This is a genomic window from Streptomyces ficellus (genome assembly GCF_009739905.1).
Classification (GTDB): domain Bacteria; phylum Actinomycetota; class Actinomycetes; order Streptomycetales; family Streptomycetaceae; genus Streptomyces; species Streptomyces ficellus_A.
Genome location: NZ_CP034279.1, coordinates 784,152 through 804,125 on the forward strand (window position 1 = coordinate 784,152; position 19,974 = coordinate 804,125).

Here is a 19,974-nt window from a genome sequence, read left to right on the forward strand (position 1 = left end):
CCGGAACTTTTCATTCCTCTACGGGCGCCGGCGGGTCCCGGTGCACACCCGCGTGATACTTCGGGATACGCACGGTGACCTTCATCCCGGCGCCGACGCCCGTCTCCGCGACCAGGCCGTAGTCGTCCCCGTACACCTGGCGCAACCGTTCGTCGACGTTCGGCAGGCCGACGCCGGAGGACCGGGGGCGCTCCCCGGCGAGGACGGCCCGCAGCTCGGCCGGGTCCATGCCGACGCCGTCGTCCTCGACGGTGACGACGGCCTCGGCGCCCGCGTCCTGCGCCGCGATCGTCACCCGGCAGGTGGTGCGGGAGTCCTCCAGGCCGTGTTTCACGGCGTTCTCCACCAGCGGCTGGAGGCACAGGAACGGCAGCGTCACCGGCAGCACCTCGGGCGCCACCTGGAGCGTGACCTGGAGCCGGTCGCCGAACCGCGCCCCGGCCAGCGCCAGGTACTGCTCGATGGAGCGCAGCTCGTCGGCGAGCTGGGTGAACTCGCCGTGCCGGCGGAACGAGTAGCGGGTGAAGTCGGCGAACTCCAGCAGCAGCTCACGGGCGCGCTGTGGGTCGGTACGGACGAACGACGCGATGGCGGCGAGCGAGTTGAAGATGAAGTGCGGGGAGATCTGGGCGCGCAGGGCACGGATCTCGGCCTCGATCAGGCGGGTGCGGGACCGGTCCAGCTCGGCCAGTTCCAGCTGCACGGACACCCAGCGGGCCACCTCGGTCGCGGCCCGCGCCAGGACCGCCGACTCGCGCGAGCCGTAGGCCACCAGCGCGCCCAGCACGCCCTCCTCGCCGGTCAGCGGGGCGATCACCGCCCAGCGCAGGGGGCAGTCCGGCTGGTCGCAGGCGGCGCGCACGCTCTGGCCCCGCCAGGAGCCGAGCACCTCGGCGACCCGCTCCATCACCTGGTCCCGGTGGTGGTCGCCGCCGGGGCCGTCCCACGCGAGCACGGCCGTCCGGTCGGTGAGGCACAGCGCCTCCGTGCCGAGCAGGGGGCGCAGCCGGCGGGCGGCCTTGCGGGCCGTGTCCTCGGTGAGCCCGGCGCGCAGGGGCGGGGCGGCGAGCGACGCGGTGTGCAGGGTGTGGAAGGTGGCGCGTTCCAGGGGGGTGCCGAGGTCCAGGACGTCCCGTCCGGCGCGGCGGGCGGTGAGCCGCCCGAGCGCGAACCCGGCGGCGAGGAGCACCGTCCCGGCGGTGGCGAGTGCGGCGAGCAGCGTTCCGCTCATCGGGTGGCTCCTCCGCGCTGTTCCGGCGCCTGGCGGCGCGGCTTGCCGGCCAGGTCCTCGGGCAGGTGGAGCCGGGCCAGGATCGCCGGGGTGCCGGCCGGTACGCGGCGCGGCGTGGCGAGCGAGACGGCGACCATGGTGAGGAACCCGAGCGGCACGGACCAGACGGCGGGCCACGCCATCAGGGTGTGCGGCCACCCGTCGGGGGCGAGCCCGGCGCGGGTCGCCATCACGGCGGTGAGCGCGGCGCCGCCGCCCGCCAGGAGGCCGGCCATCGCACCCGGCGGGGTGAGGCGCCGCCACCAGATGCCGAGCACCAGCAGGGGGCAGAACGAGGACGCCGACACGGCGAACGCCAGCCCCACGGCGTCGGCCACCGGCACGTGGGTGGCGACCAGGCTGACGGCCAGCGGCACCGCCACCGCGAGCAGCGTCGCCAGCCGGAAGTGCCGCACCCCGCGCGAGGGCAGCACGTCCTGGCTGAGGACGCCCGCGACCGACATGGTCAGTCCGGACGCCGTCGACAGGAACGCGGCGAACGCCCCGCCCGCCAGCAGCGCGCCCAGCAGCTCTCCGGCCGTTCCGCCCACGACCCGGTCGGGCAGCACCAGCACGGCGGCGTCCGCGGCACCGGTCAGGGTGAGTTCGGGCGCGTAGATCCGGCCGAGCGCCCCGTACACCGGGGGCAGCAGGTAGAAGGCGCCCACCAGGCCGAGGACGACGAGCGTGGTGCGGCGGGCGGTGCGCCCGTCGGGGCTGGTGTAGAAGCGGACGGCGACGTGCGGCAGCCCCATGGTGCCGAGGAACGTGGCGAGGATCAGTCCGTACGTGGCATACAGCTGGTGGCCGTCGCGACCGCCCGCCAGCGGCTGCGACCAGCCGACGGGGTCGCCCCCGGCGGCCGCCCGCTCCGGGACGTGCGCCCCCCGCGGGAAGCCGAGCGTGGTCCCCGCCTCGACGCGGTGACCGCCCGCGTCGAGCGTGACCCGGTCGTCGTCGTAAGCGGTGGAGTCGACGCGCCCGGTGACGGTCAGCGTGAGCGGAGCGTCGACGTCGACGCGCACGGTCTCGTCGAGCGTGACGGTGGTGTGCTCGCGGAACACGGCGGGCGCGTCGAACCGGGCGCGCGGCGTGTCGTCGCCCCACCAGGCGGTGACCAGGAACAACGCGGGGACCAGCAGGGCGGTGAGCTTCAGCCAGTACTGGAAGGCCTGCACGAAGGTGATGCTGCGCATCCCCCCGGCGGCGACCGCGCCCGTGACGACGACGGCCACGACCAGCCCGCCCACCCACTCGGGCGCCCCGGTGAGGATCTCCAGCGTCAGGCCGGCGCCCTGGAGCTGCGGCAGCAGGTACAGCCAGCCGACGCCGGCGACGAACAGGCTGGCCAGGCGGCGCGCGCGGGGCGATTCGAGCCGGGCCTCGGCGAAGTCGGAGAGCGTGTACGCGCCGGAGCGGCGCAGCGGGGCGGCGACCAGGAGCAGCAGGACGAGGTACCCGGCGGTGTAGCCGACCGGGTACCAGAGCATGTCGGGGCCCTGGAGGAGGACGAGTCCCGCGATGCCGAGGAAGGAGGCGGCGGAGAGGTACTCGCCGCTGATGGCGGCGGCGTTGAGGCGGGGCCCGACGGTGCGGGAGGCGACGTAGAAGTCGGAGGTGGTGCGGGAGATGCGCAGTCCGAGCGCGCCGATGAGCACGGTGGCGAGGACGACGGCGGTGACGGCGGCCACCGCGTAGGTCTGGTTCACGTCCGGTCCGTCACCGGCGTCAGCGGCCTTCCACCAGGCCGGTGAAGTCCCGCTCGTTGCGCTCGGCGCGGCGGACGTACCAGCGGGCTATGAGCCAGATGACGGGGTACGCCCCGACCCCGAGGGCGGCCCACAGGTACGGCTGGGCGGTGCCGTGCCCCAGGGCGGCCGGGAGGGTGAACAGCAGCGGCAGCGAGCCGACGAGCAGGGCCAGGGCGGCGAGCGCGTAGAGGGCGGCACGCAGCTGGCTGCGCATCAGGGAGCGCACGTAGGTGTGGCCCAGGGTGGTCTGCTCGCTGATCTCGGAGCGGGCGGGCGGGTGGCCGGGCGGACGGCGGGCGGAGCGCGGCACACCGGTGACCGTCTCGCGGCGGGGGCGGGGCGCGGCGGGGGGCTCTGCGGGCATCGGCGTCCGTGGTGGGCTGGCGGGGGCGGCTGGTCCGGTCGGTGGAGTCTACGCAGAAGCCATTACCGGTGGTAGACCCCGGTGTGGCGCCCGGCGGTCAGCCGCGGGGCCGGCGCATCAGCAGGTCGCGCAGCTGGCGCGCGTGCCGGCGGCTGACGGCGAGTTCGGCGCTGCCGACGCGGACGGTGGTCGTGCCGGCGTCGAGGCGGAGTTCGTCGATGCGGCGCAGCGCGACGAGGTGGCTGCGGTGGATCCGTACGAAGCCGCGCGACGCCCACCGCTCCTCCAGGGTGGACAGCGGGACGCGCACCAGGTGGCTGCCCTCGTCGGTGTGCAGCCGGGCGTAGTCGCCCTGCGCCTCGACGTACACGATGTCGTCGACGGCCACGAACCGGGTCACGCCGCCCAGTTCGACCGGGATCTGTGCCGCCGCCGTGGGGGCGACCGCGGGTTCGGTGAGGTCGCGGACGCGGCGTACCGCCTCCGCCAGGCGCTCCTTGCGGACCGGTTTGAGGACGTAGTCGACGGCCTTGAGGTCGAACGCCTGGAGGGCGAACCCCTCGTGGGCGGTGACGAAGACGATGCGAGGCGGCCTGGCGAACCCGGCTATCAGCCGGGCGATGTCCAGACCGGTGAGCCCGGCCATGTGGATGTCGAGGAAGACGACGTCGATGGCCTCCTCGCCGCCCGGCCCGGCTTCGAGGGCGCGTCCGATGCGGCGGAGCGCCTCGGTGGCGTCGGTGGCGCCTTCGGCGCTGCGCACCCGCGGGTCGGAGCGCAGGAGGTACAGGAGCTCCTCGAGAGCGGGCTTCTCGTCGTCGACGGCCAGTACGCGCACCATGTGCGGAGTGTAGGCGCGGCGATTGAGCGAGAAACAGCTCGGATGCGTACTGGTTGGCGGAAGGCTTCGGCGAAGCACACGGCACACGGACGCGTACGCGGGAATGAGGCACGCCCATGAGTCTCGGGGAGCGGCATCACGATGTCGCCGCCTATGCGCTGGGCGTGCTGGAGCCGGCGGACGCCCTCCGCTGCGAGGAGCACCTGGCCCGGTGCCCGGCCTGTGCGGTCGGGCTCGCGGACTTCGCCTTCACCGCGTCGGCGCTGGCCCAGCTGGCGGAGCGGGAGCCGCTGCGGCCGCTCGGGTCGGTGCGCGGGCACGCGGCCCCGGCGGGTCGCCGGCGGGCGCGTGGTCGCCGCCCGGCCGGCCGGCGGTGGCGGGCGCGGGTCGTCGGGGTGGCCGCGGCGCTGGCCGTCGCCGTGCCGGGCGCCGTCCTGCTGGGCGCCCCCGACGGGGTCGGCGAGGACCCGGGGATACGGCGGGCGGCGGCGACCGACTCGGCGACCGGGGCGTCGGCGTCGGTCGCGCTGAGGGACCGCGAGTGGGGCACGGAGGTGGCGCTGCGGGTGGCCGGGGTGCGCGGTCCCCATGTGTGCGAACTCGTGGTCGTGGGGACGGACGGACGGGCGTGGCCGGTGATGACCTGGGCGACGGACGACGGCGACAAACCGCTGATGGAGGGCGGCATCGCGCTGCGGCTCGGTGAGATCGAGCGGCTGGAGGTCCGCTCCGTGTCCGGCGAGCGGCTGGTGTCGGTACGCCCCTGAGCGGTCCCGCCGGCGGGCGGGCGGGTGCGCGCGGCCGGGCGCCGGGGCGTCACTTCAGCCGGCCCCGGCCCGGTAGTCGGCGCGGGGGCGCGGCGGCTGACGGAGGCGGGCCGGGCTCGGCGGAAGGACGCGGGGCGGTCGCGTGAGTCGGCCGGGCTGGGGCGGCAGCGACCCGGGCGGGCGCAGCCGGCCCCACCGGGGCGTGCCGGCGGGCCGGACCGGCGCGGCGGCCGGGACGAACGGGGCGCGGCCCGGCGCGGTGGTCGGCGGCTCGGGCGCCGGGGTGTCACTTCAGCAGGCGCGACAGGCGCCGGTCGGCGAGGGGTTTGCCGCCGGTCTGGCAGGTGGGGCAGTACTGGAGCGACGAGTCGCGGTACGACACCTCGCGGATGGTGTCGCCGCAGACGGGGCACGGCTCACCCGTGCGGCCGTGGACGCGCAGCCCGCTCTTCTTCTCGGCCTTGAGGCGCCCGGCGGCGACCCCGTGGCTGCGTTCCACCGCCTCGGTCAGCGTGGTGCGCATCGCCTCGTAGAGGGCGGTGGTCTCCTCCTCGGTGAGGTTCTGCACGGGCTTGAACGGCGACATCCGGGCCACGTGCAGGATCTCGTCGCTGTACGCGTTGCCGATGCCCGCGATCAGGCTCTGGTCGCGCAGCGCGCCCTTGATCTGGCGCCGCTCCCCGGCCAGCAGGGCGGCGAAGGCGTTTCGGTCGAAGCCGTCGGCGAGCGGGTCGGGGCCGAGGCGGGCGACTCCGGGGACGTCGGCCGGGTCGTGGACGAGGTGGACGGCGAGACGTTTGGTGGTGCCCGCCTCGGTGAGGTCGAAGCCGTCGCCGCCGGTGAGCGCGACGCGCAGGGCGAGCGGCCCCTTGCCGGGGCGCGGCAGCCCGGTGGGCAGGACGTCGCGCCACTGGAGCCAGCCGGCGCGGGCGAGGTGGATCAGCAGGTGGAGCCCGTCGGGCCGGCCGGGGCCGCTCGCCTCGACGTCCAGGAACTTGCCCCGTCGTCCGACGGCGGTGACGGTGGTGCCGTCGAGTGCGGACACGGGCGGGTCGTACGTCTTGAGGACGCTGACCGCGACGGGCAGGGCGCGGGCGATCTCCTTGCCCACCAGGTTCTCGTCGAGGAACTCTCGCAGGGCTTCGACCTCGGGCAGCTCGGGCATGTCTCCAGCCTGCCGCAGGCGGGCCCGGTGTGCCGCCCCGGGCCCGCCCGTCGGCGGGGTCAGCCGGACCTGTCGGTGATCTTGACGAGGTCGGTGAGTTCGTCGGAGATGGCGGCGGCGAGCCGGTCCACGTCCGGTACGGCCTTGCCGTCGGCGACGAGCCCGGTGTGGACGCGTCCGTCGTACGGGGACATCGCGACGGCGAGGGCCTGGCCCTGGGCGAGCGGGGCCATCGGGTGGAGGGCGCGCAGCGGGTGGCCGCCGAGGGACAGGGTGGAGCGGGGCAGCGGCACGTTGGTGACCAGGACGTCGAACAGCATGCGCGCGGCTCCCCCGGCGAGCGGCGCGCCGAAGCGGTGGGCGAGGGGCGGCAGTTGATCGGCGAGTACGGCGAGGGCCCCGGCCCCGCGGGAGGGCCCGGCGGCCTTGTTGCGGTCCATTCCGCGCCGTACGGCGTCGAGCCGGCCCAGCGGGTCGGGGTCGGAGACCGGCAGGTCGAGGAGGTAGGCCGAGAAGGTGTTGCCGGGGCCGGGTCCGGGGGCGCCGCCCGGGCGGCGCCGGGAGACCGGGACGAGGGCGCGCGGGTCGGCGGCGGGCAGCGGCTCGCCGCGCTCCAGCATCCAGTGGCGCAGGGCACCGGTGAAGACGGCGAGCAGCACGTCGTTGGCGGTGCCGCCGGTGACCCTGCGGACCCGCCGTACCTCCTCCAGGTCGAGGTCGACGGTGGCCAGCCGGCGCGTTCCGCTGGAGCCGGCGGTGAGGGCGGGCGTGCCGCGCGGGTCGAGGCGGCTGGCCCGTACGACGGAGGCGCCGACGCCCAGGGCACGGCCGAGTTCCTCGATGCGGCCGCGCGCGGCGCCGGCGACGTTCAGCGGGCCGGGCAGCCAGGAGCGGGGGGTCACGGGGCGCGGGCGGCGGCGGCCGGGCGGCCGGGCGCCGGCGATCTGGTCGAAGATCCCGGCGCCGATGGCGACGGCGCGCATCCCGTCGGCGAGCGCGTGGTGGAGTTTGACGAGGACGGCGAAGGGCCCGCCGGGCTCCCCGGTCAGCAGGTACATCTCCCAGGGAGGCAGCCCGCGTTCGAGGGGGCGTTCCATCAGCTCGCCGGCGAGCCGGGTGGCCCTGGCGGTGAAGTCGCCGGGGTCGGCGCCGTCCGTCAGCCGGAGGTGGTGGACGTGCCGGCGTACGTCGAAGGCCTTGTCGGTGCTCCAGGCGGCGCCGCCGACGGGCAGCAGGACGTCACGCACCCGCATCCGCAGCCGGGGTACGGCCGCGGCGCGTTCCGCGAGCAGGGCGAGGATCTCGGCGGGTCCGCCCGGGGCGTCGGGGGCCGGGTCGAACCGGGCGAGGGCGCCCAGGTGCATGGGGTGGTCGGCCGTTTCGAGGTGCCAGAAGGCCAGGTCGAGAGGTGCCAGCAGCTCACTGCTCAAGGGATCCCCATGTCGTGCGAGGGCCGTGTGTCGGACGAGACCCGTGTGTGGGACGAGGGCCGAGGAAGGCTACAGGTACCGCAGTCAATCGCCTGCGGTCGGTTACGGTCAAGTACGATCGCTTCACTTACAGTTAACAGTGGATGTCCTGAACATTTCCGGTCGCGCGGCGATGTCGGCGTCACGCTTCCGCCCGGTCGGTGATGGTGAACTCGCACCAGACGCACTTCCCGGTGCCGCGCGACTCGACGCCCCATCCGTCGGCGAGCCGGTCGACGAGCAGCAGTCCCCGTCCCGAGACACCCGAGAGGCCCGCCTCGCGGCGCCGGGGCAGGGCACTGGAGCGGTCCTCGACCTCGACCCTGAGCCGCCGCCCGGAGCCCGCCGGCACCCGCAGGGTCACGATCGCCCCGCCGTCGGTGTGGAGCAGCGCGTTGGTGATCAGTTCGTCGGCGGCCAGCTCGATCTCGTCGGACCGCTCCCCCGCGCCCCAGGTGCGCACGGCCGCCCGGAGCATGTGGCGCGCGGAGCTGAGCGCCTCGGGGTCGCTCTGGGCCACGTGCTGCTGGAACCGTCCGCCGGGCTGGGGCGTGGAGCCGCCCCTGCGGCGCAGCAGGAGGACGGCGACGTCGTCGTCCCCGCCGCGCTCGTCGACCACGTCGCACATGTGGTCGGCGAGTTCCTGGAGGTCGTCCGGGCCGTTGCGCACCAGCGCCGCGAGCCACCGCATGCCCTCGTCGAGGTCGGCACCCGGCTGCTCGACGAGGCCGTCGGTGTAGAGCAGCAGGGCCTGGCCGGGGTCCAGCTCCAGGATGCCGACGGGGTAGTCGAGCCGGCCGAACTCCGCCGACAGGCCCAGCGGCATCCCGCCCGGCACCGGCACCCGGCGGCAGTCGCCGTCGGTGTCGCGCAGCAGGGGGTCGACATGGCCCGCCCGCACCACCTGCACCACCCCCGTCGCCAGGTCGGCCTCCAGATAGGTGCAGGTGGCGAACCGGTCGGTGTCCAGCTCGTGCAGGAAGGAGGAGGCCCGCGCCATCACGGTGGCGGGGGTGTGCCCCTCCGCCGCGTACGCCCGCAGCACGATGCGCAGCTGGCCCATGACGGCCGCGGCGTGCGTGTCGTGGCCCTGGACGTCCCCGATGACGGCGCCGACCCGCCCGCCCGGCAGCGGGATGACGTCGTACCAGTCGCCCCCGATGTCCCGGCCGAGCCGGGCCGACCGGTAGCGGACGGCGATCTGCGCGCCGGGGACCTCGGGGATCCGGCGCGGCAGCATGGCCTGCTGGAGCCCTTCCGCGAGGTCGTGCTCCTGCTCGAAGAGCATGGCGCGCTGGAGGCTCTGGGCGATGCTGCTGCCCAGCGCGACCAGCACGTTGCGGTCCTCCGGCGAGAAGCCGCTCTTGTCGCTGTAGAGCAGGCCGAGCGCGCCGATGGGCCGGGCTTGGGCGATCAGCGGCAGATAGGCGGCGGAGGTGATCCCGAGGCCGCTGATGTTCGGCCAGAGGATGGGATAGGACGTGGCGAAGTCCTCGGGCGACTCGATGAAGCGGGGGGCGAGGGTGCGCACCACCTCGCTCATCGGGTACTGCTCGTCCACCCGGGTGTAGCGGGTGCCCGGCACGAAGGAGCCCTCGGGCCCGTCGGCCACCAGGTGGATGCGCCCCGCCTCCAGCAGGCCCATCACGAGGCTGGTCGCCCCGAAGTGCTCCAGGCCGTGCGAGTCCTTCAGCACGTCGATGACGTCCTGGACGGTACGGGCGTGGGCCAGCGCCGCCGTCGTGGTCTCGACGACGCTGGTCTGGCGTCGGCGCTCCTCGTCCACCTCCCGCCGGGCCGTGGACTCGGCGAGTTCCTGCGTGGCGTCCCGGACGATCCCGATGATGCGGCGCGGGCGGCCCGTCTCGTCCCGCCGGATGAAGCCCTGCGTGTGCGTCCAGCGCAGACCGCCGTCACGGGTGCGGATGCGGAAGTAGGCGCCGTAGTGCGTGCTGCCGCTCTTGAGGGCCTGGGCCACCATCCCGTCGAGCCGGACGGACTCGCTGGGCGGGACGCGGGAGGCAAGGCTCTCCGGCCGGCCGTCGTACTCGGTGGCGTCCACCTGGAACACGTCGAGGGCGGTCTGGTCCATGTGCATGAGCCCGGTGTCGAGGTCCCAGTCGAAGCTGCCCATGCGGTTGAGGGTCAGGCTCATATCCGGGTGGGCGGGCCAGTCCGCGGGAAGCGACAGGGCTTCCGCTGCCCGATCAACCATGGAGCCACTCTGTCATCATTCGTCCGGTTTCTCGACTGTTCGTATCCACCTCGCGCCCGGGGCCGCCGGGTCGCCGCCACGCTGGTCCGGCGGTCCGGCGGTCCGGGGGCCGGGGGCCGGGGGCCGGGGGCGTCAGGCGTCGTGGAGTTCGGGCCCGAGCAGGACGTCCTCCGGCTCCACCGGCGCGCCGTCCCCCTGCCCCTCTCCGGTCGGGTCGCCACCCGTGCCGGGAAGCCCGGCACCGTCCGGTACGCCGGGTGCGTCCGGCCCGGTGGGCGCGTCCGGCACCTGCGGCTCGGGGGGCTGGACGGGCTCGGCGGGCTCGGCGGGTTCAGCCGGTTCGGCAGGGGCATCGGGGCGTCCGGGGGCGTCCGGCGCGGGCAGGACCGGGGGCGGCGGGGAGGGCGGCGGTGTCGGACAGCCGGGCGGCACGGCCCGGACGCCGCCGACCGCGGTCGGGCAGTCGGCAGGCTCCACCGGCTGGGGCAGTTGGGGCTCCTGGGGCTCCTCCGAGGCGGGGGGCGCCAGGAGGTCACGCTCGCCGGGGGCGTACGGGGGCGGCACCTCGGGGCGCCTGTCCCGCTGGACGCCGGTGCCCGTGAGGCGTTCGAGCCAGGTGTTGTCGAGGAGGTTCACGATGATCAGGCTGTGCACCACCTGCTGGGTGGGCGTGATGATCACGACGCGCCCGGGGTCGTAGCCGGCCCACGGCTTCACCCTGCCCGCGTTGGGCCCCTGGACCCCGTCGGCGCGGTGGGCCCGGCCGGCCCGCTCGGTCCCGTCCGCCCCCGCGGCGGCGCCGGCCGCGCGGGAGAAGGACGGCGACCGCAGCGGACTGCCGCTCGCGCACCGTACGCGCGGAGCGCCGTACTGGTCGACCAGGACGGCGGTACCGGTCTGGAGGACGGCCTGGTGGGGCGTTGCCGCTCCGTCACGGTAGCCGTGACCGGTGACCCGGGCGTCGGCGCGCAGCACCACCGGGGTGAGGCCGCGCATCCAGGACGCGATCCCGGCCGGGCCGATCCCGGCGGCCTGGGCGAAGGCCCCCGCCCTGGTGGCGTCCTCCGTCAGCAGGCGCACCTGCCGCTCGACGTCGCAGGCGGGCACCGAGGGCGTACCGCCGTAGAGGCCGGGCGTGGAGCCGGGCACGGCCCGTGGGCCCTGCGCCTCGGCGCCGTCCCGCCGGGGCGGTACGGGTACGTTCCGGGCGCGCCGGACGGTCGAGGCGGTGAAGGGGTCGGCCCCCGGATCGGCGGCCGGGTGAAGGCGCACGTCACGCGCGTCCGCCACGGCCCGCGCCTCGGCCGCGGCGCGCCGGTCACGGTCCTCCGCGCCGCCACAGCCGGCGGTCAGCAGCACGGCGGCGGCCAGCAGGGCGGCCGGCGCGGCGAGCGCGGCGTACCGGCGGCGGCGACGTATCGGTGAACCCACGCGAGCCTCCTCTAGGTGGTTCCTGTCTGCCGGATACCTGTCCGGGCCGCAACCGGAGATCCCGCCACCCAGGTGGACTTGAACACGTTCAAAAGAAGCTCTACGCTCAGGAATTGAACACGTTCAAGCGAGGGGGTGGTGGCCATGTGGGTGCTGGTCGATCTGGTGGTGACGCTCGGCATGCTGGTGATCGTCCCGGCGGGCCTGCGGCTGATGGACGACCCGGGACTCACCGCGATACGCCGACTGTGGCCGCTGTTCGCCGTGCCGGGCGCCGTCTGCCTGTGGCTGCCGCGCGGCGCGCCCGCCGGCGCGCTCGCCGCCTGCTACGCGCTGGGCACCGTCCTCCTCGCGCTGCACGCCCCGCGCCGCCTGCTCCGGACCCGGTCGGCGGCGCCCGCCGAGATCGCCGTCATGACCGCGCTGACCGCCCCGTCGGTGGCCGCGCTCTCCCTGGTCGCCGAGCGGCTCGGGCACCGGCTGTTCGGCTTCGGCACCGACATCCTGGCGCTGACCGTCCCGCACTTCCACTTCGCCGGCTTCGCCGCCGCCCTGGTGGCCGGGCTCGTCTGCCGCGCCGTGGACCGCCCGGCCGCCCGCTTCGCGGCGCTCAGCGTTCCGCTGGGCACCCTGCTCGTCCTCCTGGGCTACTTCCTGGACGACTGGGCCGAACTGGCCGGGGCACTGGTCCTCACCGCCGGTATGTGGGCCGTGGCCCTGCTGACGTGGCGCGACGTGACGGCGAGGTGCCACGACCGGACCACCCGCCTGCTGCTCGCCGTGTCGTCCGCCGTCCTGGTGGCGACCATGCTCCTCGCGCTGAGCTGGGCGCTCGGCGAGGCGACCGGCCTGCCGCACCCCAGCCTTGCCTGGATGGCCGCCACCCATGGCCTCGGCAACGCGCTCGGCTTCGCCCTCTGCTCGGTGCTGGCCTGGCGCCGCCTGGAGGAGACCGAGGCGCCCCGCGGAAGACCGCACCCCGACCACCAGGCCCACCAGCCCCCGCAGACCCGGCAGACTCAGTGGAAGACCGAGGAGACCCCGGCATGACACGTCTGATACGCAGCCTCAGCACCCCCGCCGCCACCTCCGGCTTCAGCTACCCGGACGTCGGCGCGACCCGTACCCGCCCGCTCCCCGCCGGCTACCACCACCTGCACCACGAGGCGCTGATCGGCCACGGCCCGCACGCCCTCGCGTCGGCGGGCGCCGCCGTGACCACCTGGGCGATGCACCGGAGCTCCGGAGTACGGGTGCGGGCCGGGTCGGCGCGGGCCGAACCGGGCACCCGGGTCGACATCGCGCTCGGCGCCGGACCGCTCCGGATCGGCGTGCCGTGCGAGGTGGTGTGGACGGCGTACGAGGAGGACCGCATCGGCTTCGCGTACGGAACGCTGCACGGCCACCCGGAGATCGGGGAGGAGTCCTTCGTGGTGGACCGCCGCCCGGACGGAAGCGTGTGGTTCACCGTGACGGCCTTCAGCCGGCCCGGCCGCTGGTACACCCGGGCCGCCGGGCCGGTCGTCCCCGTACTCCAGCGGGCGTACGCGCGACACCTGGGCCGGACGCTGCGAAAGATCGCCGCGGCGTGAACGGCGCCCGATACTGGGACCGATGGAGTGGTCCTGGTTCACCTCGCCCGACTACTGGCTGAGCCGCCTGGTCTTCCAGCGCGGGCTCGCCGGGGTCTACCTGGTCGCGTTCCTCTGCGCGGCGCTCCAGTTCCGCGCGCTGATCGGCGAGCGCGGGATGCTGCCGGTGCCCGCGTACCTGCGCCGCGTCCCGCCCCGGGTGGCGCCCAGCGTCTTCCACCTCCACTACTCGGACCGGTTCTTCGCGCTCTGCGCGTGGACGGGGGCCGCCCTGTCGCTGGCGCTGGTCGCGGGCGCCGGGGACGCGGTGCCGCTCGCGGTCGCGATGCTGATGTGGGCACTGCTGTGGGCGCTGTACCTGTCCATCGTCAACGTCGGCCAGACCTGGTACGGCTTCGGCTGGGAATCGCTGCTCCTGGAGGCGGGCTTCCTCGCCGTCTTCCTCGGCAATGAGGACACGGCCCCGCCCGTGCTGATCCTGTTCCTGCTGCGCTGGCTGCTGTTCCGGGTGGAGTTCGGGGCCGGGCTGATCAAGATGCGCGGCGACGCCTGCTGGCGCGATCTGACCTGCCTGTACTACCACCACGAGACCCAGCCGATGCCGGGGCCGCTGAGCTGGTTCTTCCACCACCTCCCGAAGCCCCTGCACCGCGTGGAGGTCGCGGCCAACCACGTGACGCAACTGGTCGTGCCGGTCCTGCTCTTCACCCCCCAGCCGGTGGCGAGCGCGGCGGCGGGACTCGTCGCGCTGACGCAGCTGTGGCTGGTGCTGTCGGGCAACTTCTCCTGGCTGAACTGGATCACGATCGTGCTCGCCCTGTCGGCCGTGGACGGCTCCCTCGTCGCCGACGCGCCCGCGCTGCCCCCTCCCCCGCTCTGGTACGGGGTCCTGGTCATCGCCGTCACCGCGCTGGTGGTGGTCCTCAGCCGGCGCCCGGCGCGCAACCTGCTCTCCCGCCGCCAGGCCATGAACCGCTCCTTCGACCCGCTGCACCTGGTCAACGCGTACGGAGCCTTCGGTACGGTCGGCCGGGTCCGGCACGAGCTCGTGATCGAGGGCACCGAGGAGCCGGCCGTCCACGCGGGCACGGTGTGGCGGGAGTACGAGTTCGAGGGCAAGCCCGGCGACGTGCGGCGGCTGCCGCGCCAGTTCGCCCCGTACCACCTGCGCCTCGACTGGATGATGTGGTTCGCGGCGCTCTCGCCCGCGTACGCCCACCACTGGTTCGGGCCGTTCGTGGAGCGGCTGCTCGAAGGGGACCGCGACACACTGCGGCTGCTGCGCCACAACCCCTTCCCGGACGCCCCGCCCGTCCGGATCCGCGCCAGGCTCTACCGCTACCGCTTCACGACCCGGCGCGAACGGCGGGAGACGGGCGCCTGGTGGCACCGGACCTACGTACGGGAGTTCCTGCCGCCCACCCGGCTGTCGTGACGGCGGGAGGACTCGGGGCGGACGGGGGCGGACGAGGGCGGACGAGGGCGGACGAGGGCGGACACCACGACGCCCCCCGCCGGTGTGGCGGGGGGCGTGGGGCGCACGGTGCGGATCGGCCCGCGTGGTGCGGCGCCCGGGCGGCGGCCCGGACCGGGCCGATCAGTCGATGCCGGGCAGGATGTGCGGCTCGGCGAGGTCTTCCTCGTACCCGGCGAGCCGGATCGGGGCCGAGCGGGCCCACACTTCGAGGCTGCCGAGGGTGTCGGGTCCGGCGGACCGGTCACCCCGATCCTTCGGCCGCTGCTCCTGCTTCATGAGTTCTGGTGTCACCGCGCACTCCTTCGTGTCGCGAACCTGTGAGGACATGGACTGCCGTCGGTCGCGGTGGCGCCGGTACTCGGGCGGAAACGCAGCCTTGGTGGCAGGCTTGTCCCCGAGACCCGCCTGAGGGGGTTTCGTGGATCCCTGGCGGCGGGCCGTTCGCCTCAGGTTAACCAAATGAGCGCGCTTCCGCTCGATGGAACGCGTCACACAGTCAGGATTCGGACACCGCGCCCGCTTCCGGACGGGCGCGGGCGCTCTTGTGTGACGCTCACCACTTGGACGGCGCGTAGTCCTTCAGGAAGCAGCCGTACAGGTCCTCACCCGTCTCGCCGCGGACGATCGGGTCGTAGACGCGGGCCGCGCCGTCGACCAGGTCGAGCGGGGCGTGGAAGCCCGCCTCGGCGAGCCGCATCTTGTCGGGGTGCGGGCGCTCGTCGGTGATCCAGCCGGTGTCGACCGCGGTCATCAGGATGCGGTCGGACTCGAACATCTCCTGGGCGCTGGTGCGCGTGAGCATGTTGAGGGCGGCCTTGGCCATGTTGGTGTGCGGGTGGCCGGCGCCCTTGTAGCCGCGGCTGAAGACACCCTCCATGGCGGAGACGTTCACCACGTAGGTGCGCCGCGCGGAGGACGCGGCCATCGAGCGGCGGAGCCGGCTGATGAGGATGAACGGCGCGGTGGAGTTGCACAGCTGGACTTCGAGGAGTTCGACCGGATCCACCTCGCAAACGGTCTGGATCCAGCTGTTGGTGTCGTGCAGGTCCGGCACCAGGCCGCCCGCGTCGATGGCGGTACCGGCGGCGATCCGCTCCAGTGACGCCGAACCGGTCACCAGCGCCAGCTCGGTGACCTCCTGCGCGGTCAGGGCGTCGCCGGCCCGGGGCCCGGGAAGCGCGGCCATGGTCTCCACGGCACCGCTGCCGAAGGTGCCGATGACCTGGGCGGGCGGCAGCTCGCCCGCGGGCAGCGGCGCGGACTCGGCGGCGACCAGCTCGCTGTACGCCTGCGGGGAGCGGCGTACGGTCTGCGCGGCGTTGTTGATCAGGATGTCCAGCGGCCCCTCGGCGGCCACCGAGTCGGCGAGGGCGACGACCTGGGCCGGGTCGCGCAGGTCGATGCCGACGATCTTCAGGCGGTGGATCCACTCGTCGCTGTCCGGCATCGCCTTGAAGCGGCGGATCGCGTCGTTGGGGAACCGGGTGGTGATCGTGGTGTGGGCGCCGTCCCGCAGCAGGCGCAGCGCGATGTACATGCCGATCTTGGCGCGGCCGCCGGTGAGGAGGGCGCGGCGGCCCGTCAGGTCGGTGCGGGCGTCTCGGCGGGCCCGGTTCTCGGCGGCGCACTTCTGGCAGAGCTGGTGGTAGAAGGCGTCGACCTCGACGTACCGGGTCTTGCAGATGTAGCAGGAGCGGGGGCGCTGGAGTACGCCCGCGATCTCGCCGGCGACGGAGGAGGACGGCAGCAGGCCCTGCGTCTCGTCGTCGATCCGCTCGGCCGAGCCGGTCGCGGTGGCCTCGGTGACCGCCTTGTCGTGGGCGGTCTTGGCCGCGCGGCGCTCCTGGCGGCGGCGCTGCTTCACGGTCCGGTAGATCCCGGCGGTGGCCCGGCGCACGGCGATCGCGTCCGGGTGGTCCACGTCCAGGGTGTCGAGCTCCTCGAGGACGCTCAGGCAGACGGCCAGGCGCTCGGGGTCGATTCCCGGCCCGTACACCTGGTTCTCTTCAGTCACCGTCATGCCGCTGCCGTTCCTCGATCACTCGTATGCCACGTTTACTTTTCAAAAGCCGCACTTTACGCCAGTGGGGTGCCCCGCCGCCAAACCGCCGTCCGGTCACGGCACGGCTTACGGGGCAGGCGGGGGCGGGGCGGGCGCGGGCAGACGGAGCGCCGTGGCAGGCGCGGCGGGGGACGGGGCGACGGAGGCGTACGCGTACTACGCCTGCGTCACCGTCGTCACCCTCGTCACAGGCGGACGCCGCCCGTGCGCAGATAGGCGAGGGGGTCGATGTCGGAGCCGTACCCCGGTCCCGTGCGCACCTCGAAGTGGAGGTGCGGCCCGGTGCTGTTGCCGGTCGACCCCGAGCGGGCGATCCGCTGGCCGCTGGTGACCCGCTGGCCCTCGCGCACGGTGAGCGCGGACAGGTGGGCGTACTGGCTGTACTTGCCGTCCTCGTGCCGGATGACGACCTGGTAGCCGTACGCGCCGGCCCAGCCCGCGGAGACGACCCGGCCGGTGGCGACGGCCTTCACGGACGTGCCGGTGGGGACCGGGAAGTCGACGCCGGTGTGATAGCCGCTGGACCAGGCGGAGCCGGCCTTGCGGTAGGCGGTGCTGGGGCCGGAGTCGACGGGCGCGCTGAAACCGGCGGTCCGGGGCTTGGCGGCGACCGGCTTGGCGGGAGCCGGTTTCGCGGGGGCGGGCTTGGCGGCGGGCGGCCTCGGTGCGGCGGGCTTGGCCGCGGGCGGCTTGGGCGTCGCGGCCGGCGGCTTCGGCGTCGCCGGCCTCGCGGTGGGCGGCTTGACCCCCGTCGTGCGGAGCGTCAGCTTCTGGCCCGGCATGATGAGGTCCGGGTCGCTGCCGATGACGGTGCGGTTCTCCGCGTAGAGCCGCTGCCAGCCGCCCCTGACCCGTTCCGTCTCGGCGATGCCGGACAGGGAGTCGCCGTGCGCCACGGTGTAGCTCTCGCGCTTGCCGGGGACGGTGGTGGGGGTGGCGGCCGGCGTTCGCGGCCGGGACTCGCTCTTCGGCGCCGTCCGGGGGTCCGCCGAGGGCTTTGCCTCGGACGCCGTACCGGCCCCGGCCTGCGGCGCGATGTCGGGCGCGTCGCCCCCGCGGGTGAGGCCCGCCCTGACCGAGCAGGTGGGCCAGGCGCGCGGCCCCTGCCCTTTGAGGACCTTCTCGGCGATCGCGATCTGCTGGTCCTTGGTGGCCAGGTCGGCGCGCGGCGCGTAGCGCGCACCGCCGTAGGCCTCCCAGGTCGACTGGGTGAACTGGAGTCCGCCGTAGTACCCGTTACCGGTGTTGATCTTCCAGTTGTTGGTGGACTCGCAGGCGGCGACCTTCTCCCAGACGTCCACGGAGGCCGCGTGCGCCGAACCCGCTCCTATCAGCGGCAGCGCCATGCCGGCGCCGCTCGCCGTGACGGTGAGCGATGCCCGGTTGATACGGCTCGGCTGGTACCGGCGGTGTCGTCCGCGTACGGCCATGGGTCGGTCCCCCCTTGCACACGTCAGCAGCCGCCCAAGCTAGAGGTATATGACAGGCCGTGACAAGAGGTTGTGTGTTCGTCACATAGCCGTTCGGGAACGGAGGTTGGGGTTCCCCGCCGGGACGCGGGCGTGCTCGTCGGTGAACGCCCTGCTCGCGCGGCGCGTATGGACGCGTACCCGTTGGCGCAACCCTTGGAGTACACACATGAGTGGCACTGCTCAGATCGGCGTGACCGGGCTCGCGGTCATGGGCCGCAACCTCGCGCGCAACTTCGCCCGGAACGGCCTCACCGTCGCGGTGCACAACCGCACCTACGGGAGGACGGAGTCCCTGGTCGAGGAGTTCGGCGGCGAGGGCGCGTTCATCGCCGCGAAGAGCGCCGAGGAGTTCGTGGCGTCACTGGAGCGACCGCGCCGTCTGGTCGTCATGGTGCAGGCGGGGGCGGCCACGGACGCCGTGATCGAGGAGTTCGTGCCGCTGCTGGAGCCGGGTGACGTCATCATCGACGGCGGCAACGCGCACTTCGCCGACACCCGGCGCCGCGAGAGCGAACTACGGAAGCACTGGATCCACTTCGTCGGGGTGGGCATCTCGGGCGGCGAGGAGGGTGCGCTGCGCGGACCGAGCATCATGCCGGGCGGACCGGCGGAGTCGTACAAGTCCCTCGGCCCCCTGCTGGAGCGGATCGCCGCCAAGGCCCCGGACGGGACGCCGTGCGTGTCCCACGTCGGTCCCGACGGCGCCGGACACTTCGTGAAGATGGTGCACAACGGCATCGAGTACGCCGACATGCAGCTGATCGCCGAGGCGTACCACCTGCTGCGCGACGTGGCGGGCTATTCCCCCGCGAAGATCGCCGAGACGTTCCGGGGCTGGAACGCGGGACGGCTGGACTCGTACCTGATGGAGATCACGGCGGAGGTGCTCGCGCACACCGACGCGGCGACCGGGAAGCCGTTCGTCGACGTCGTGGCCGACCGGGCGGAACAGAAGGGGACCGGGCGCTGGACCGTGCAGACCGCGCTGGACCTGGGCGTGCCGGTGTCGGGCATCGCGGAGGCGGTGTTCGCCCGTTCGCTGTCGGGGCACCCGGCGCTGCGCGAGACCGCGGCGCACCTGCCGGGCCCCGGGGCGGAACCGCTCGACGAGGCCGCAGCGGCCCGCTTCGCCGAACGGGTGGAGCAGGCCCTGTACGCGTCGAAGATCGTCTCGTACACGCAGGGCTTCCACCAGATCCGGGCGGGCGGCGAGGCGTACGGGTGGAAGGTGGACCTGGCGGCGGTGGCGGCGCTGTGGCGGGCCGGCTGCATCATCCGGGCGGCGTTCCTGGACCGCATCCGCAGCGCGTACGCCGCACGGCCGAACCTGGTGAGCCTGCTGGCCGACCCCGGCTTCGCGGACGAGATCGGGGCGGCCCAGGGCGGCTGGCGCGACGTGGTCGCCGAAGCGGCCCGGCGCGGCGTGCCGACGCCGGGGTTCTCGGCGGCGCTCGCGTACTACGACGCCCTGCGGGCGCCCCGGCTGCCCGCCGCCCTCACTCAGGGCCAGCGGGACTACTTCGGCGCCCACACCTACCGGCGGACCGACCGGGAGGGCTCCTTCCACACCCTCTGGGGCGGCGACCGCACGGAGGTGGCCGGCTGACGGAGCGCGCTGCGGCGCGGTGACGCTGTCTCGTGGGGCGGTGACCACCCGAGGGGGGCGGTGAGGTCGCCTTGCGGGGCGGTGACCGCTCAAGGGGGCGGTCACCGCCCCAGGGGGACGGGCGGGGTCGGTACGGGCGGGGTCAGCTCGCCGGGCCGGGTTCCGGTTCCGGTCCGGGCACCGGCTCGGGGCCGGGCGGCTTCGGCACCGGGTCCGGGGCGGGGCCGGGGGGCGGCGGGCCCGGGTGGGGCGGGGGCGTCGGGGTCGGGACGGGGCCCGGCGCGGGACCCGGTTCCGGACCCGGAGGCCCCGGCTGCGGCACGGGCGTCGGCGGCACCGGGTCCGGCGGGCCGGGCGGGGGCGTCGGCGCGGGCGGGACGGGGTCCGGCGGGTACGGGTTCGGGCTGGTCATGGCACGCTCCCTCGGCGGTTCGGCCTGCACGTCCAGGTTCTCGCGGTGCGCGTTCCCCCGCGCGACGGGATCACTCATGG

Annotated in this window: 16 protein-coding genes; 5 read left to right on the forward strand and 11 right to left on the reverse strand. The window is 74.5% G+C overall.

From position 1 onward, the window contains the following. Positions 1-10 precede the first annotated feature (10 nt). The 4 genes from EIZ62_RS03390 to EIZ62_RS03405 all read right to left on the reverse strand — a co-directional run bounded on the left by EIZ62_RS03390 (position 11) and on the right by EIZ62_RS03405 (position 4,226). The gene (locus EIZ62_RS03390) at positions 11-1,231 is read right to left on the reverse strand and encodes a histidine kinase (RefSeq protein WP_156691229.1); all 1,221 of its coding nucleotides are present in this window, start codon (positions 1,229-1,231) and stop codon (positions 11-13) included. Continuing rightward, a complete protein-coding gene (locus EIZ62_RS03395) occupies positions 1,228-2,979 on the reverse strand; it encodes a sodium/solute symporter (protein ID WP_156691230.1) in 1,752 nt (583 codons plus the stop codon). Before EIZ62_RS03395 ends, EIZ62_RS03390 begins: the two co-directional genes overlap by 4 nt. Positions 2,980-2,998: 19 nt before the next feature. Continuing rightward, positions 2,999-3,385 carry a hypothetical protein gene (locus EIZ62_RS03400; RefSeq protein ID WP_156691231.1) on the reverse strand — a complete coding sequence of 129 codons (387 nt, stop codon included), beginning with the start codon at positions 3,383-3,385 and terminating at the stop codon, positions 2,999-3,001. Positions 3,386-3,482: 97 nt separating this feature from the next. Next, positions 3,483-4,226, reverse strand: a complete 744-nt coding sequence (locus EIZ62_RS03405) for a LytR/AlgR family response regulator transcription factor (protein ID WP_156691232.1) — start codon at positions 4,224-4,226, stop codon at positions 3,483-3,485. Between the two features lie 116 nt (positions 4,227-4,342). Here EIZ62_RS03405 and EIZ62_RS03410 point away from each other — a divergent pair, with 116 nt between their 5' ends. Then, positions 4,343-4,993, forward strand: coding sequence for an anti-sigma factor family protein (locus tag EIZ62_RS03410; RefSeq protein WP_156691233.1), 651 nt, complete (start codon positions 4,343-4,345; stop codon positions 4,991-4,993). A gap of 286 nt (positions 4,994-5,279) precedes the next feature. On the opposite strand, the gene EIZ62_RS03415 is transcribed toward EIZ62_RS03410, so the two are convergent. The 4 genes from EIZ62_RS03415 to EIZ62_RS03430 form a co-directional block, all read right to left on the reverse strand. Then, complete coding sequence (locus tag EIZ62_RS03415) at positions 5,280-6,158, reverse strand: Fpg/Nei family DNA glycosylase (protein ID WP_156691234.1); 879 nt, start codon at positions 6,156-6,158, stop codon at positions 5,280-5,282. Between the two features lie 59 nt (positions 6,159-6,217). Further along, entirely contained in the window at positions 6,218-7,588 is a 1,371-nt protein-coding gene (locus tag EIZ62_RS03420) for a wax ester/triacylglycerol synthase family O-acyltransferase (protein WP_156691235.1), read from the reverse strand. 181 nt (positions 7,589-7,769) lie between these two features. Continuing rightward, positions 7,770-9,842: a SpoIIE family protein phosphatase gene (locus EIZ62_RS03425; protein WP_156691236.1), complete on the reverse strand. Its 2,073-nt coding sequence runs from the start codon at positions 9,840-9,842 to the stop codon at positions 7,770-7,772. Between the two features lie 132 nt (positions 9,843-9,974). After that, positions 9,975-11,273: a DUF6777 domain-containing protein gene (locus tag EIZ62_RS03430; protein ID WP_208827753.1), complete on the reverse strand. Its 1,299-nt coding sequence runs from the start codon at positions 11,271-11,273 to the stop codon at positions 9,975-9,977. A gap of 144 nt (positions 11,274-11,417) precedes the next feature. Here EIZ62_RS03430 and EIZ62_RS03435 point away from each other — a divergent pair, with 144 nt between their 5' ends. From EIZ62_RS03435 to EIZ62_RS03445, 3 genes are read left to right on the forward strand one after another with little or no spacing between them, the layout of a single operon-like run. Beyond that, positions 11,418-12,323, forward strand: coding sequence for a YndJ family protein (locus EIZ62_RS03435; RefSeq protein ID WP_156691237.1), 906 nt, complete (start codon positions 11,418-11,420; stop codon positions 12,321-12,323). Then, positions 12,320-12,865, forward strand: a complete 546-nt coding sequence (locus EIZ62_RS03440; RefSeq protein ID WP_156691238.1) for a DUF1990 family protein — start codon at positions 12,320-12,322, stop codon at positions 12,863-12,865. The genes EIZ62_RS03435 and EIZ62_RS03440 overlap by 4 nt, the downstream gene beginning before the upstream one ends. A 22-nt stretch (positions 12,866-12,887) precedes the next feature. After that, positions 12,888-14,300: a lipase maturation factor family protein gene (locus tag EIZ62_RS03445; RefSeq protein ID WP_156691239.1), complete on the forward strand. Its 1,413-nt coding sequence runs from the start codon at positions 12,888-12,890 to the stop codon at positions 14,298-14,300. Positions 14,301-14,462: 162 nt separating this feature from the next. On the opposite strand, the gene EIZ62_RS31860 is transcribed toward EIZ62_RS03445, so the two are convergent. The 3 genes from EIZ62_RS31860 to EIZ62_RS03455 form a co-directional block, all read right to left on the reverse strand. Then, a complete protein-coding gene (locus EIZ62_RS31860; RefSeq protein WP_167536323.1) occupies positions 14,463-14,633 on the reverse strand; it encodes a hypothetical protein in 171 nt (56 codons plus the stop codon). Positions 14,634-14,895: 262 nt separating this feature from the next. Next, entirely contained in the window at positions 14,896-16,362 is a 1,467-nt protein-coding gene (locus EIZ62_RS03450) for an SDR family NAD(P)-dependent oxidoreductase (RefSeq protein WP_156691240.1), read from the reverse strand. 227 nt (positions 16,363-16,589) lie between these two features. Continuing rightward, positions 16,590-17,834, reverse strand: coding sequence for a transglycosylase family protein (locus tag EIZ62_RS03455; protein ID WP_156691241.1), 1,245 nt, complete (start codon positions 17,832-17,834; stop codon positions 16,590-16,592). Positions 17,835-18,042: 208 nt separating this feature from the next. On the opposite strand from EIZ62_RS03455, the gene gndA reads away from it, so the two are divergent. Next, a complete protein-coding gene (gene gndA / locus EIZ62_RS03460; protein WP_156691242.1) occupies positions 18,043-19,482 on the forward strand; it encodes an NADP-dependent phosphogluconate dehydrogenase in 1,440 nt (479 codons plus the stop codon). Positions 19,483-19,974: the final 492 nt, after the last annotated feature.